This window comes from Stenotrophomonas sp. CFBP 13718, assembly GCF_014842145.1.
In the GTDB taxonomy this organism is placed as follows: domain Bacteria; phylum Pseudomonadota; class Gammaproteobacteria; order Xanthomonadales; family Xanthomonadaceae; genus Stenotrophomonas.
On the sequence record NZ_JACYVC010000004.1, the window covers coordinates 151469 to 164831 of the forward strand.

At 66.0% G+C, this 13363-nt stretch carries 13 protein-coding genes; 5 read left to right on the plus strand and 8 right to left on the minus strand.

Annotated elements, in window-relative coordinates:
- Positions 1 to 12: 12 nt before the first annotated feature.
- The gene (locus IFT58_RS08695) at positions 13 to 2043 is read right to left on the minus strand and encodes a prolyl oligopeptidase family serine peptidase (protein ID WP_192094492.1); all 2031 of its coding nucleotides are present in this window, start codon (positions 2041 to 2043) and stop codon (positions 13 to 15) included.
- A 188-nt stretch (positions 2044 to 2231) separates the two neighbouring features.
- Between IFT58_RS08695 and apbC the strand changes: the two genes are divergently transcribed.
- On the plus strand, positions 2232 to 3086 hold the full coding sequence (gene apbC, locus IFT58_RS08700) for an iron-sulfur cluster carrier protein ApbC (RefSeq protein WP_188326697.1): 855 nt from the start codon (positions 2232 to 2234) through the stop codon (positions 3084 to 3086).
- 111 nt (positions 3087 to 3197) lie between these two features.
- Positions 3198 to 3770, plus strand: coding sequence for a dCTP deaminase (gene dcd / locus IFT58_RS08705; protein WP_188326698.1), 573 nt, complete (start codon positions 3198 to 3200; stop codon positions 3768 to 3770).
- A 50-nt stretch (positions 3771 to 3820) separates the two neighbouring features.
- Here the strand turns inward: dcd and IFT58_RS08710 are convergent, their stop codons facing one another.
- The 3 genes from IFT58_RS08710 to IFT58_RS08720 are packed head-to-tail and all read right to left on the minus strand — an operon-like array spanning position 3821 to position 5098.
- Positions 3821 to 3988 carry a DUF5668 domain-containing protein gene (locus IFT58_RS08710; RefSeq protein WP_188326699.1) on the minus strand — a complete coding sequence of 56 codons (168 nt, stop codon included), beginning with the start codon at positions 3986 to 3988 and terminating at the stop codon, positions 3821 to 3823.
- A 16-nt stretch (positions 3989 to 4004) separates the two neighbouring features.
- Positions 4005 to 4427 (minus strand): HIT family protein, encoded by a 423-nt coding sequence (locus tag IFT58_RS08715; RefSeq protein ID WP_188326700.1) that lies wholly within the window; start codon positions 4425 to 4427, stop codon positions 4005 to 4007.
- The gene (locus IFT58_RS08720) at positions 4424 to 5098 is read right to left on the minus strand and encodes a dienelactone hydrolase family protein (protein WP_192081829.1); all 675 of its coding nucleotides are present in this window, start codon (positions 5096 to 5098) and stop codon (positions 4424 to 4426) included. The genes IFT58_RS08715 and IFT58_RS08720 overlap by 4 nt, the downstream gene beginning before the upstream one ends.
- 197 nt (positions 5099 to 5295) lie before the next feature.
- Here IFT58_RS08720 and rimO point away from each other — a divergent pair, with 197 nt between their 5' ends.
- Together rimO and IFT58_RS08730 are read left to right on the plus strand one after the other, a co-directional pair.
- The gene (gene rimO / locus IFT58_RS08725) at positions 5296 to 6669 is read left to right on the plus strand and encodes a 30S ribosomal protein S12 methylthiotransferase RimO (protein ID WP_192081828.1); all 1374 of its coding nucleotides are present in this window, start codon (positions 5296 to 5298) and stop codon (positions 6667 to 6669) included.
- A 102-nt stretch (positions 6670 to 6771) separates the two neighbouring features.
- Complete coding sequence (locus tag IFT58_RS08730) at positions 6772 to 7593, plus strand: DUF3025 domain-containing protein (RefSeq protein ID WP_342029545.1); 822 nt, start codon at positions 6772 to 6774, stop codon at positions 7591 to 7593.
- Positions 7594 to 7642: 49 nt separating this feature from the next.
- On the opposite strand, the gene greB is transcribed toward IFT58_RS08730, so the two are convergent.
- Both greB and IFT58_RS08740 read right to left on the minus strand, forming a co-directional pair.
- Complete coding sequence (gene greB, locus IFT58_RS08735) at positions 7643 to 8149, minus strand: transcription elongation factor GreB (RefSeq protein WP_192081826.1); 507 nt, start codon at positions 8147 to 8149, stop codon at positions 7643 to 7645.
- Positions 8149 to 9654 (minus strand): helicase HerA-like domain-containing protein, encoded by a 1506-nt coding sequence (locus tag IFT58_RS08740; RefSeq protein ID WP_192094493.1) that lies wholly within the window; start codon positions 9652 to 9654, stop codon positions 8149 to 8151. Before IFT58_RS08740 ends, greB begins: the two co-directional genes overlap by 1 nt.
- Positions 9655 to 9788: 134 nt before the next feature.
- Here IFT58_RS08740 and IFT58_RS08745 point away from each other — a divergent pair, with 134 nt between their 5' ends.
- Positions 9789 to 11393, plus strand: coding sequence for a transglycosylase SLT domain-containing protein (locus IFT58_RS08745; RefSeq protein WP_188326707.1), 1605 nt, complete (start codon positions 9789 to 9791; stop codon positions 11391 to 11393).
- Between the two features lie 243 nt (positions 11394 to 11636).
- Here the strand turns inward: IFT58_RS08745 and IFT58_RS08750 are convergent, their stop codons facing one another.
- On the minus strand, positions 11637 to 12884 hold the full coding sequence (locus IFT58_RS08750; protein WP_192094494.1) for an MFS transporter: 1248 nt from the start codon (positions 12882 to 12884) through the stop codon (positions 11637 to 11639).
- Positions 12881 to 13333 (minus strand): SufE family protein, encoded by a 453-nt coding sequence (locus IFT58_RS08755; protein ID WP_188326709.1) that lies wholly within the window; start codon positions 13331 to 13333, stop codon positions 12881 to 12883. Before IFT58_RS08755 ends, IFT58_RS08750 begins: the two co-directional genes overlap by 4 nt.
- Positions 13334 to 13363 lie beyond the last annotated feature (30 nt).

Here is a 13363-nt window from a genome sequence, read left to right on the forward strand (position 1 = left end):
CGCTGGATCGATTTACAGACCGCCCGGACCGCACTCCTTGGCGAGGAAGTCGGACATCAGCGGCAACGTCTTCTGATAGTGGCTGGGGTACCACGGCATGCTGTGCGGCATGTCGGGGATCAGCTCGAACTTGGCGGGCACCTTGCCCTGCACCGCGTTGTAGAAGCTGCGCGCATGGAACGAGGGCGTGCGTACATCGCGGTCACCCACGTAGAGCAGCACGGGGATGGTGGCCTTGGCGGTGTTCTGCATCGGGTCCATGCCCTTCACTGTCTGTCCCTGCAGGATGCGCTGCAGCCGGTTTTCGCTCCAGGACACGCCCAGTCGTGCCAGGTCGGTCACCGGTGCACCGGCGATGGCGCACTGGTAGGGCGATGGGCTGCGCACGGTGGCTGCCGCCGCCGCGAAGCCACCGTAGGAATAGCCGAAGATCGCGATGCGATCCTTGGCGGCAATGCCCTGCTGCACCATCCAGGCGGCCGCATCGTCGTTGTCGTCCTGCATCTTCTGGCCCCACTCGCGGTCACCGGCAATCCAGTGCTCGCGGCCGAAACCGGTGGAGCCGCGGTACTGCGGGCGGATCACCGCATAGCCACGCGAGGTGAAGTAGGGCACCCAGCCCGAGCGGTCCCAGCCGGTGTAGTCGCGTGCCCACGGGCCGCCGTGCGGATGCACCAGGGTGGGCAGAGCGGTGCTGCCTTCCTTCCAGCCGACCGGCAGGTCGACGATGGCGGGAATCTTGCGGCCATCCCGTGCGGTGTAAGTCACCCAGCGCTGCTCGCCGATCTGCTTGCCATCGATCCACGGACGTTCGCTGCCCAGGGTGGTCACGTTCTTGCGGTCGCGCAGCACGTAATAGCTGACCGGCGACTGCGCGCTGTCGGTGGTGAACAGCACGCGTGACAGATCGTCGTTGTAGCCGGTGATGGTGACATCCAGACCCGGGTACGCCTGCTTCAGCCCGTCCTGCAGGGCCTTCATCTGCGGATCGACGTAAATCGTTTCACGGGTGGGGCCATCGACGTGGAAGCCCAGCACCTGGTTGAAGTTGCTCGGGCGCGTACCCAGCACCAGGCCGCCGATCGGATAGGTCGGGTGCGCGGCGAGTGGCTCCGGATCGAAGGCGCGGGTGGTCGGGTCGTACATCCGCGCCTGCACCTGCGGCGAGAAGCGATCGGTCAGGATGTAGAGCTTCTTCGATGCTTCATCGATGCCGACGATGTCCATCGTGTAACGATCGGTGAGCTTGGTGGTCAGCGGATCGTGCTTCTCGAACTGCCCGGAGGCCGGGTTCTTGATCAGGATCTGCTGCTCGTACTCGTTGGCGCCGGCTGGCTCGATCTGCACGCGGGTCAGCAGTTCACCGTTGCGCGGATTGAACAGCCCCGGCGAGGAACGCGCGCCGCCGCGGAACAGGAGTTCGGTCTGCCCGGTGCGCAGGTTGAACAGATAGTAGTTCGCCGACAGGGTGGTCTGGTTGACCTGGGAGATGACGACCTTGTCCGGGTCCAGCGGCAGCGCGTGCACCAGCGACGCGGAACCGGCGATCTCAAGGCAGCGCTGGGTCTGCTCGCTGATACCCAGTTTGCGCGTGTTGTCGGCGAACGCTTCGTCGAACTTCACCTGGCTGGAATCGGTCAGGTAGGCCTTGGTCAGGAAGGTCTTGGTGGAGCCGATCGAATTGCCTTCGCCGCAGCCGGACAGCTGCGCGGTCAGCTCCTGGCGGCTGAGCACCAGGTTCTTGCCGGCCTTCAATGCACTGGCGGCAACGAACTTCATGCGGTCACCGGACGGGGTGATCGCCACCGGACCGGCATCCAGCTTGTCCATGTCCCAGTTGGCAAGAGCGGTGTCGCCGTTGTTGCTGCCCGGGGCGGAGATGATGGCCACCAGCTGCTTGCCGTCGGCGCTCATGGTCACCGACTGGATGGCCGGGATCTTCGAGAAGTCGTCGACCGGCAGGGGGGCGGCCATCGCCTGCGAGACAGAGGCGGCAAGCAGCGACAGCGCGGTGCAGAAGCGAAGCGATCGGGTGAGGTACATGGTGAAAAGCGTCCGTTGCAATGAGGTTGCGAAGATGAACGAAGCGTGAGTGTGAGTCAACTTCGATCACGTTGTTGGCTGTGGGATTCACGTCACGACGGGCGGCCGCGGGCCATTGCGCGGGAACGAAGGCGTGGGGCCACGCGTATCATCTCCATGTCCCGCACTATTTCCCCCGGAGTCCCGAAGTGAACAACCCGCCACGCCGCCCGCACGTCAGCCAGGTCCAGAAAGGGCTGACGCCGCATCCGCGCATCCGCAACGTGGTGGCCGTGGGCTCTGGCAAGGGCGGGGTGGGCAAGAGCACCACGTCGGTCAACCTGGCCGTCGCGCTGCAGCAGTTGGGTGCCCGCGTCGGCCTGCTGGATGCCGACATCTATGGTCCGTCGGTGCCGGCGATGATGGGCCTGTCCGGCCGGCCGGAGAGTCCGGACAACAAGAGCATCGAGCCGCCGCGTGCATTCGGCGTGGACACCATGTCGATCGGCTACCTGATCGACGATGAGACACCGATGATCTGGCGCGGCCCGATGGCCACCTCGGCGATGACCCAGTTCTTCAACGACACCCTGTGGGACGACCTGGACGTGCTGCTGATCGATCTGCCGCCCGGTACCGGTGACATCCAGCTCACCCTCACCCAGAAGATTCCGCTGGCCGGGGCGGTGATCGTCACCACGCCGCAGGACATCGCCACGCTCGACGCGCGCAAGGCGCTGAAGATGTTCGAGAAGGTCGAAGTGCCCGTGCTGGGTATCGTGGAAAACATGGCCGTGCATACCTGCAGCAACTGTGGTCATGTCGAGCACCTCTTTGGAGCGGGCGGCGGCGAGAAGATGGCCGCGCAGTACGCTGTACCGTTGCTCGGCTCGTTGCCGTTGCAGATCGACATCCGCGAGCAGGGCGATGCCGGCACGCCGATCACCGCCGCGCAGCCGGATTCAACCGCCGCGCAGGCCTACCGCGTCGCCGCGACGCGCCTGCTGGAAGAGCTGGCCAAGCGTCCGCGGGCCTCGATTCCGATCCTGTCCTCGCTGGTCTGACGGCCGGTGATCGCCGGAACGCCACGCGAGCGGCCGCTGGTCGTCACCCCGTGGCCGCAGCTGTAGAATCAGGCCCCGGGTTATTGCCTCCCTCCCCAGCCAGGATCAAGCATGAGCATCAAGAGTGACCGTTGGATCCGCCGCATGTCCGAGCAGCACGGCATGATCGAGCCGTTCGAAGCCGGGCAGGTCAAGCAGGCCAACGGCGAGCGCATCGTCAGCTACGGCACCTCGAGCTATGGCTACGACGTGCGCTGCTCGCGCGAGTTCAAGGTGTTCACCAACATCAACTCCACCATCGTCGACCCCAAGCACTTCGATCCGAAGAGCTTCGTCGACGTGGTGGCCGATGAGTGCATCATTCCGCCGAACAGCTTCGCGCTCGCACGTACCGTGGAGTTCTTCCGCATTCCACGCGACACGTTGGTCGTCTGCCTGGGCAAGAGCACGTACGCGCGCTGCGGCATCATCGTCAACGTGACCCCGCTGGAGCCGGAGTGGGAAGGGCACGTGACGCTGGAATTCAGCAACACCACGCCGTTGCCCGCGCGCATCTACGCCAACGAAGGCGTGGCGCAGATGCTGTTCTTCCAGGCCGACCAGGACGATGTCTGCGAGACCTCGTACAAGGATCGCGGCGGCAAGTACCAGGGCCAGACCGGTGTGACGCTGCCGCGCACCTGATCAACGCCGCATGCCGACCGGGCAGGTCGGCATGCGCGCGATCCGCGCAGTTACTTGCCGCGGCCGAACAGCATCCCGATGCCGACCGCCACCAAGCCCACGGGCCACCACGTGGCAAGCAGGCGGGTAAAGTTCATGTTGGTCCAACCGAGGTTGGTGGCGAGCATGAACAGCCCGACCAGGATCAGCAGGATGGCGGCGACTAGATTGAAACGCATCGGGGTCTGCTAACGCTCAAGGGTGGGGCGGATATCCTAGCTTGTCCTTCCAGTGCAGGACACGTTGTTCCAGCACCTCCGGCGCGAAACGATGTGCTTCGCCGTGGCCCCACACCGGTGCCGGCCATGCCGGATCGCCCTCATGACGCCCGATCACATGGAAATGCAGCTGCGGCACGATGTTGCCCAGCGCACCGATGTTGATCTTCTGCACCCCGTCTTCGACCTTCAGCGCCTTGGACACCCGGTTGAGCTCGGTGCGCAGCTTGTCCTGCTGCTCGCCATCCAGGTCGATCCATTCGGTGACCCCGGGCAGGCGCGGCACCAACAGCAGCCAGGGGTAACGTTCATCATTCATCAACCGGATCTGCGACAACGGCCCCTCGGCGACCAGTACGCTGTCGTTGGCCAAGCGCGAATGCAGTTCGAAATCACTCATCCAAGATGCTCCTTGAAGAATTTCAGGGTGCGGTCCAGCGCCAGGGCGGCGCTGTCTGGATCATACGCATGTCCGACGTCCCGGTTGAAGCCGTGGTCGGCCGGGTACACGAAGGTCTCCATGTTGGGCAGCTTCTCGCGGTGGGCGGCAATGGCCTCCGGCGGGATGCTCTTGTCCTGTGCGCCGAAGTGGAACATCACCGGTGCCTTGGGGGCTTCATCCAAGAACTGCACGTTGCGGGCGCCGTAGTAGCTGACCGACGGCAGGCCCAGCCGCAGCGCGGCGAGCAGGGCGATGCTGCCACCCCAGCAATAGCCGACCGTGCCCACTTTGCCATGCACGGCCAGCCGGCTGGCCGCGGCGCGGACCAGCACCAGTGACTTCTCCACACCGACGGCGTCCACCTTTTCCAGCCCGGCCTTCACGCCGTCACCGTCGTAGGGCAGCTCGACCGGCGGGGCGTCCGCGTCATCGCTGAGCAGGTCGAAGAACGACGGCGCGAGGACCGCGTAGCCCTCGGCGGCAAAGCGTTCAGCGACCGAGCGCATGTGCGGGTTCACCCCGAAGATTTCCTGGATGACCACCAGGCCGCCACGGGGCGTGCCTTCCGGCAGGACTTCCCAGGCGCGTGCCTTGCCGTGGTGGGTATCAAGGTTGATCCAGTTGCCCATGGTGCGAGGCCTCTTCAATAGGGTTGACGCACCATTATCCCCTTCGGCGGCGTAAGCAGGCTGTCAGGGAGGCGGTGCGGCACCTCGATCACGCCGTCCTGCTCGCCGTGGTTCAGGGGGCGGCGGCTGGCCCGGTATACTTGCCCGATCCAGGCCCCCAGGCCACGCCCGGCCCAGGCCCCCAGAGTCCCCGATCCATGTCCCAGCTGAACCCCAAAGTCGGCTTCGTCAGCCTTGGCTGCCCGAAGGCCCTCGTCGATTCCGAACGCATCCTCACCCAGTTGCGGGTGGAGGGGTACGACATCGTGCCGACCTACGACGCCGCCGACGTGGTGGTGGTCAATACCTGTGGCTTCATCGATTCGGCAGTGGCCGAGTCGCTCGACGCCATCGGTGAGGCCATGAATGCCAACGGCAAGGTGATCGTCACCGGCTGCCTGGGCAAGCGCCCCGAACAGATCCGCGCGGCGTATCCGGACGTGCTGGCCGTTTCCGGTCCGCAGGACTACCAGAGCGTCATGGAAGCGGTGCATGCGGCGATTCCGCCACGCCACAACCCCTTCGTGGACCTGGTGCCGGATTACGGCATCAAGTTGACGCCGCGCCACTACGCCTATCTGAAGATCTCCGAGGGCTGCAACCACCATTGCAGTTTCTGCATCATTCCGTCGATGCGCGGCAAGCTGGTCTCGCGGCCGGTCGATGACGTGCTGCGCGAAGCCGAGCGGCTGGTGCGGGGTGGCGTGCGCGAACTGCTGGTGGTCTCGCAGGACACCTCGGCCTACGGCGTGGATGTGAAGTACGCCGAGCGGATGTGGCGTGACAAGGCCTACCAGACGCGCATGAAGTCGCTCTGCGAAGGCTTGTCCGAACTCGATGCCTGGGTGCGGATGCACTATGTCTACCCGTATCCGCACGTGGACGACATGGTGCCGCTGATGGCGGAAAACCGCATCCTGCCCTACCTGGATATTCCGTTCCAGCACGCCAGTCCGCGCATCCTGCGCCTGATGAAGCGCCCGGGTGCCGTGGAAAAGACCCTCGAACGCGTGCAGAACTGGCGCCGCATCGCGCCGGACATCACCGTGCGGTCGACCTTCATCGTGGGCTTCCCCGGTGAGACCGAGGCGGAGTTCGAAGAACTGCTGTCCTTCCTGGACGAGGCGCAGCTGGACCGTGTCGGTGCGTTCGCGTACTCGCCGGTGGAAGGCGCGACCGCCAACAACCTGCCTGATCCAGTGCCGGAAGAGGTGAAGCAGGAGCGTCTGGCGCGTTTCATGGAGAAGCAGGCACAGATTTCCGCGTCGCGGCTGGAAGCCAAGATCGGCACCGTGCAGCAATGCCTGGTCGACGCCATTGAAGGCGACATCGCGGTGGCCCGCTCCAAGGCCGATGCACCGGAGATCGATGGACTGGTGCATATCCAGAACGCCGACGAGGTCACCCTGCGGGTGGGCGATTTCGTCGACGTGGAGATCACCGAAAGCGATGAGCATGATCTGTACGGCGACGCGCTGCCGCCGGCGGCCGTGCCTGCCGCACGCAAGTCGCTCGACCTGAAGATGCTGTGACCCTGTCGGGCCCCGGGGGCGTCGTGCGTGGCAACGAGTGACTGTCACGCTGTGGCGCCAGACGGACCGCGTCGGCGCTTCGTTGCCCCGCAGCGACAGGACGTGGATATATCCTGCTTCGCGCACCCGCTGTTCGACGCGGTGCGCGCATACGGCGATCTACTGACCGCACGTGACTGGCCAGCGATCGACGGTCTTGCCGGCCGCCTGCTGTTGCCCGGCAAGCATCTTGTCCCGCAGGATGAGAGGCTGCTGGCCGATGGCCTGCACTATGAGTGCCGCATTGCCGAGCGCGGGCAGATCGCTACCCGCGCGGAAAACTGGCACGACCTGTTCAATGCGTTGGTCTGGGCGCGCTACCCGGCCATCAAGCTTGCCCTCAACGCGTGCCAGTGCATGCACATTGCGGCCATGGGGGCCAGCCAGCGCAATCGCGTGCAGGCCGCGCTGACCCAGTTCGACGAAACAGGTGTGATCGTCCGGGTGCGCGATGCTGCGGTGATGGCAGCGTGGGATGCGCACGATTGGCAGGGTCTGTTTGTCCAGCACGCGAGATCGTGGCGTAACGGCGACATCAGCGTAGCCGCGGTGATCGGCCATGCGCTGATGGAGCAGGCGCTGCTGCCGGGCCGTCTGCTGGTCGGCAAATGCGTGGTGGTGCAAGGCGAGGAGGATGCGATGTGCGTCGACGCGGTGGCGCAGGCGATCAGGCATCAGGACGTCCTGACAGACCCCCTGCAACTGCGGCCCCTGCCGTTGGCCGGCATTCCCGGATGGCATGCACCGCAGGACGCCGGATTCTATCGCCAGACAGCGTATTTCCGACCGCTGCGCGACGGCCGTGTCTACCCGCTGCCGGTGGAGCCGGCGGTAGAGCCGACTTCAGTCGGCTGCACTTCACGCGGTGCAAGGGCAGCCGACTGAAGTCGGCTCTACCCATCGGCTCTACCACCACCAGCTCTACCCGCCGGTGTCAGTCGCTGTTGTACGTCACCGATACGATCACGAAGCCGTGCCGGCCCCCGGGCAGGTCGACGTCGAACTCGTCGTCGACGCGCTTCTTCAACAGGGCGCGGGCCAGGGGCGAATCAATGCTGATCCAGCCGGTGCTGGCGTCGGTTTCGTCCGGGCCGACGATGCGGTGCCGACGCACTTCGCCGCTGTCCACGTTCTCCAGTTCCACCCACGCGCCGAAGAAGACCGCCTGTGGGTCGCTGGGTTCACCGTCGACCACGCGCAGGGCTTCCAGTCGCTTGCTCAGGTACCGCACGCGCCGGTCGATCTCGCCGAGCTGCTTCTTGCGGTACGTGTATTCGGCGTTCTCCGAACGATCGCCTTCTGCGGCGGCCGCCGCCAGGGCCCGCACCACCTCCGGGCGGCGTACCCGCCACAGGTCGTCCAGCTCTGCTTTCAGGCGCGCATGGCCGCTGGAGGTGATCAACGCAGTACTTTTCTCTGCCGGTGGACGCCAACGCGACATCAGCGCTTGCCGCCGAAGATGCCACCGAGAATCCCGCGTACGATCTGGTTGCCCAGCTTGGTGCCGACGGTCCGCGTGGTCTGTTTGGCCATGGTCTCGATCATGCCTTGGCGGCGTTTGGTGCCGAAGATGGCGTCCTTGATGGTCTGGCCGAAGCCGCCGCCTTGGGCGTCATCCTGTTCGCGCGTGCGGGCCTTGGGCGCGTCGGTCGTTTCCACGGTTTTCTGCGCCCGCTGTGCCAGCCGTTCCGCCGCCGATTCGCGGTTGATGGCAGTGTCATAGCGCGTCCCGACCGGACTGCCTGCACGCACCTGCGCACGTTCCGTGTCGGTCACCGGCCCCATCCGGCAGCGGGGTGGGGCGATCAAGGTCTGCTGCACCGGCATCGGAATGCCTTTGTCCTGCAACGTGGACACCAGCGCTTCACCGGTGCCAAGCGAGGCAAGGACGCGTGCCACGTCCAGCTTCGGATTGGGGACGAACGTCTCTGCGGCGGTCTTGACCGCCTTCTGGTCGCGCGGGGTGAAGGCGCGCAGCGCATGCTGCACCCGGTTGCCCAGCTGGCCGAGGATGTTGGCGGGCACGTCGTCGGGGAACTGGGAACAGAAATACACACCGACCCCCTTGGAACGGATCAACCGCACCACCTGCTCGATACGCTGCACCAGCGACGACGGTGCGTCGTTGAACAGCAGGTGCGCCTCGTCGAAGATGAAGACCAGCTTCGGCTTCTCCAGGTCGCCCACTTCCGGCAGCGTTTCAAACAGCTCCGACAGCAACCACAGCAGGAAGGTGGAATACAGCCTGGGCTTGAGCACCAGCTGGTCCGCTGCAAGGATGCCGATCACGCCGCGTCCGTCATGTTTGACCCGCATGAGGTCAGCCAGTTCCAGTGCCGGTTCGCCGAAGAACGCTTCACCGCCATCCTGGGACAGGCGCAGCAGCGCGCGTTGGATCGCCGCAACCGACTGCGCGCTGACCAGGCCGTATTCGGTGGAGATGTCCTTGCGTTCTTCAGCAACCAAGCCAAGCAGGGCGCGCAGGTCATCCATGTCCAACAGCAGCAACCCGCGGTCATCGGCCAGCTTGAACACGATATCCATCACGCCGGACTGGGTGTCACTCAGTTCCAGTATTCGCGACAGCAGGGTCGGCCCCATTTCGCTGATGGTGGTGCGTACCGGGTGCCCCAGCTTGCCGTACAGGTCCCAGAAGATGGCCGGACTGGCCGCCGGTGCGTAGTCGGCCACGCCGATCTGCGCCGCGCGCTGCAGCAGGGCATCACCACCGGCCCCGGCAACCGCCAGGCCGGATACGTCGCCTTTTACGTCTGCCATGAATACCGGAACGCCGATGCGCGAGAAGCCCTCGGCCAGCGTCATCAAGGTGACCGTCTTGCCGGTGCCGGTGGCGCCGGCGACCAGGCCATGGCGATTGCCCAGTTTCGGCAACAGGGTGACCGCTATGTCGTCGGTGATGCCGTTGCCGAGCAGAATCGGGTCCATGGTCCAGCCTCTCTGATGAATACGCGCAATGTACGCGCAATGTTAACGGGCCGCGCCGCGCTGTCGTTGCCCGGGTTGCTCCGACCTTGGCGGCACCGCTACTCTGCCCGTCTGATCCGCACACAGTGCCAAAAATGCCCGTTCCTGTCCTGCTTGCTCGTGCCTTGCCCGTCCTGGCGCTCGCCAGCCTGCTGGTTGCCGTCCCCGACGCCCATGCGCAGCGTGTATCCAACCGTGACCGGGCCAAGGCCGATGCGCTGCAGCAGCGCATGGGCGTGGCCGAGAAACGCTACACCGACGCGCTGCTGCGCGTGGCCAATGCCGATCCCAAGGGGGCCGCCGAAGCCGATGCGGCACTGGAAGACATGGAGGACGTGCTGAGCGCATGCGTGGCGCAGAAGGGCTGCCAGATGAGCAACCTGCTGGCGACCTACAAGCGGCTGCTCAAGCGGGATGCCGATGCGGAAGGCGAGGACAGCGTGGCCGACGAGGCGGGTGACACCTTGCAGGCCGACCCTGACCACATCGGGCCGCTGGCCGCCGACGTGCCCGAGGCGGCGCGTGCCGCCGCCCTGCTCAACGACAAGCGCCACGCCTTCGACAGCATGGTGGAGTACAACCCGGCCATCCAGGCCGGCATCCGCCGTTGGCTCACCGACATGCGCCCCGCGTTGCTGACCAGCTACGAAAATTACCAGAACGTGCGCGCGGTGATGTGGCCGGAGTGGGAGAAGCGCGGTCTGCCCGAGGCGCTGCTGTTCGGCATCATGGCCAAGGAATCCAACGGGCGCGTGCATGCGTCATCGCGTGCGGGCGCGGCCGGGCTGATGCAGTTCATGCCGGCTACCGGTCGGCGGTTCGGGCTGGGCCCGGATGGCACCGGCTTCGATACCCGGTTCGATGCGCGCAGCGCGGCTGAAGCCAGCGCGACCTACCTCAACGAGCGCATGCGCCAGCTCAACAACAACATCGAGCTGTCGCTGGCCGGCTACAACGGCGGGGAAGGGCGGGCGCTGCGTGTGTTCCGCCAGGGCGGTGGTCAGAGCTTCTGGGTGGACAGCGTGTACAGCGAGTTCCCGGCAGAAACCAAAGACTACGTGCCGATGGTGATCGCGGCGGCCTGGATCTTCCTGCATCCGCAGCAGTACGGCGTCGAGTTCCCGAAGGTCAACGCACAGCCGGCCACGGTGCGCCTGGCCAAGTCGACGACGATCTACGAGCTGACCATCTGCCTGGGCAGCCAAGGCACGCGTGATGGCTACATGCGGACGCTGCGCAACCTCAACCCGCGCTACGAGGCGGACGGCTGGATCCCGGCCGGTACGCTGATCAATGCCACCACCCGCATCGCCGGTCTGTACACGCGCAATTGCGTCAGCGGCCCGCGTGCCGATCTGGCACGTACGCTGATCACCGCCGATCTCAATGCGGCGATCGTGCGTCCCAGCGCAGCCAGCTTCACCGGCAGCGTGGCGGTGGGGGGCGTGGTGCCGGTGGCGGCTGCAGAAGCGAGCGTGGTCGGCACGGCGCCGGCCGCCCCGGTGGTCGCACCGCGTCCTGCCGCAGCGCGTCCGCAGCCGGTGCGCACCCACAAGGTGGGGAAGGGCGACACGCTTGGCAGGATCGCGGCAAAGTTCCGCTGCGATGTGCCGACGCTGGCCCGCGCGAATGGGCTGAAAGCGCCCGCGTACAGCCTGCGCCAAGGCCAGACGTTGAAGCTGCAGGGCTGTGGCAACTGACGTGCCCCGGTAGTGACGGCCGCTGGCCGTCAACGGACAGAGCCGCCGAGCATGGCTCGGCGCTACCGAAGCGAGGGGCGCGTCCAAGGGCGCGCGTTGGCGGGATACCCGGTAGCGCCGAGCCACGCTAGGCGAGCGCGCAGCGCGGCCTGCATCAGGCGACGCGCGCGGTGTCGGTAGTGACGGCCGCTGGCCGTCAACGGGCAACCGCGCCGAGCATGGCTCGCCGCGAGCAAGGCCGTCTTACTGCAGGTCGCGCAGGTTCAATCGCCGCAGCGTGGGATTCTTCCAGGCGGTAATGCCCGCCACGCTGAGCACGGCGAAGCCGCCCAGTACCACCGCCGGCACCAGCCCCAGCCACTTCGCCATCGTGCCCGCGTAGAACGCGCCGAGTTCGTTGGACGAGCTGATGAAGATGCCGTTGATGGACGACACGCGACCGCGCATCTCTTCCGGCGTCGCCAGCTGCAGGATGGTCGAACGCACCACCACTGACACGCCGTCAAACGCGCCGTAGAACAGCAGGATGAGCGCCGACAGCCAGAAGTGGTGGGACAACCCGAAGCTGATCACACACACGCCGAAGCCGGCCACGGCGAACAGCAGCACGCGGCCGGCGTGCTGCTGCAACGGGTGGCGCGCAAGCCACAGCCCGACCGCGATGGAACCCAATGCCGGGGCCGCACGCAGGATGCCCAGTCCTTCCGGGCCGTAATGCAGAATCTCCTGCAGGAAGGCGGGCAGCATCGCCACCACGCCGCCCAGCAGCACCGAAAACATGTCCAGCGCCATCGCCCCGACCATGATCCGGTTGCCGACCACGAAGCGCGCCCCTTCGGCGATGCTGCGGAAGATCGGCGCGGCCGGCCCGGTGTGCACCGGCTCGGTGACGCGCAGCGAGGCCAGGCAGCCCATGGCCACGACCGCAAAGCCGGTCGCCACACCGTACGCCACGCCCTTACCGCCCCAGCCGACCAGCACGCCGCCCAGCGCGGGGCCAACCACCATGCCGGCCTGGAAGAACACACTGCCCAGCCCGGCGCCACGTGCGAACTGATGGCGCTCCAGCACGCGGGCAAACAGGGCGTTGTAGATGGGTGACAGGAAGGCGCGGACCATGCCGGTCAACGCGATGGCCGCATAGATCGGCCAGACGCCGTGGAAGGGGAGCCAGCCGAACGCTACCGCGCACAGCACCAGCGCGGTGGCGACCAGGCCGGCACACGCGGCCATGCCCAGCCGGCGCCGCGGCAGGTGGTCGACCAGATAGCCCGCGAACGGCGCCACGCAGAAGAACGGCAGCACTTCGGCCAGGCCGACAAGGCCCAGCGAAAATGGATTCCGGGTGACCTCGTAGATGTGCCACCCCACGGTGACAGCCACGATCTGGTACGACAGCATCGCGAAGATGCGGTAGGCCAGCAGCTTGGTGAAGCCGGGACGGGCCAGCAGCGTGCGCGCGCTTTCTTCGGTGGGGGCCGGCACGCTCACGGGGCGGGGTGCGGTTGCTGGGCCTGTGCAGTCTCGCGGATGAAGGACAGCATCGCCGCCACGCCATTACTGCGGGTAGGCGAGAGGTGGCGCGACAGACCGATGTCCTGGATGTAGGTCGGTTCGGTGGCGAGTATCTCGCTTGCGCTCCTGCCGGAATACACCCGCAGGGCCAGGAAGATCAGCCCTGACACGATCGCCGAGTCACTGATCGCATGGAAGCGCAGGTTATCTGCATTGCCCTCGGGCACGATCCACACCATCGACTGGCAGCCGAGCAGGCGATGCTCTTCGGTCTTCCATGCCTCAGGGAAGGTCGGCAGCTTGCGGCCCAGGTCGATCAGGTACTGGTAGCGCTCGGACCAGTCGCTGAAGAACGAGAACTCGTCGGCGATCGTGGTCTGTGCCTCGGCAGCGGTGGCTTCAAGGGGAAAGGGGGAGTCGGTCATTTCAGTCTTCAAAGGGCGGAACAGCCGGCC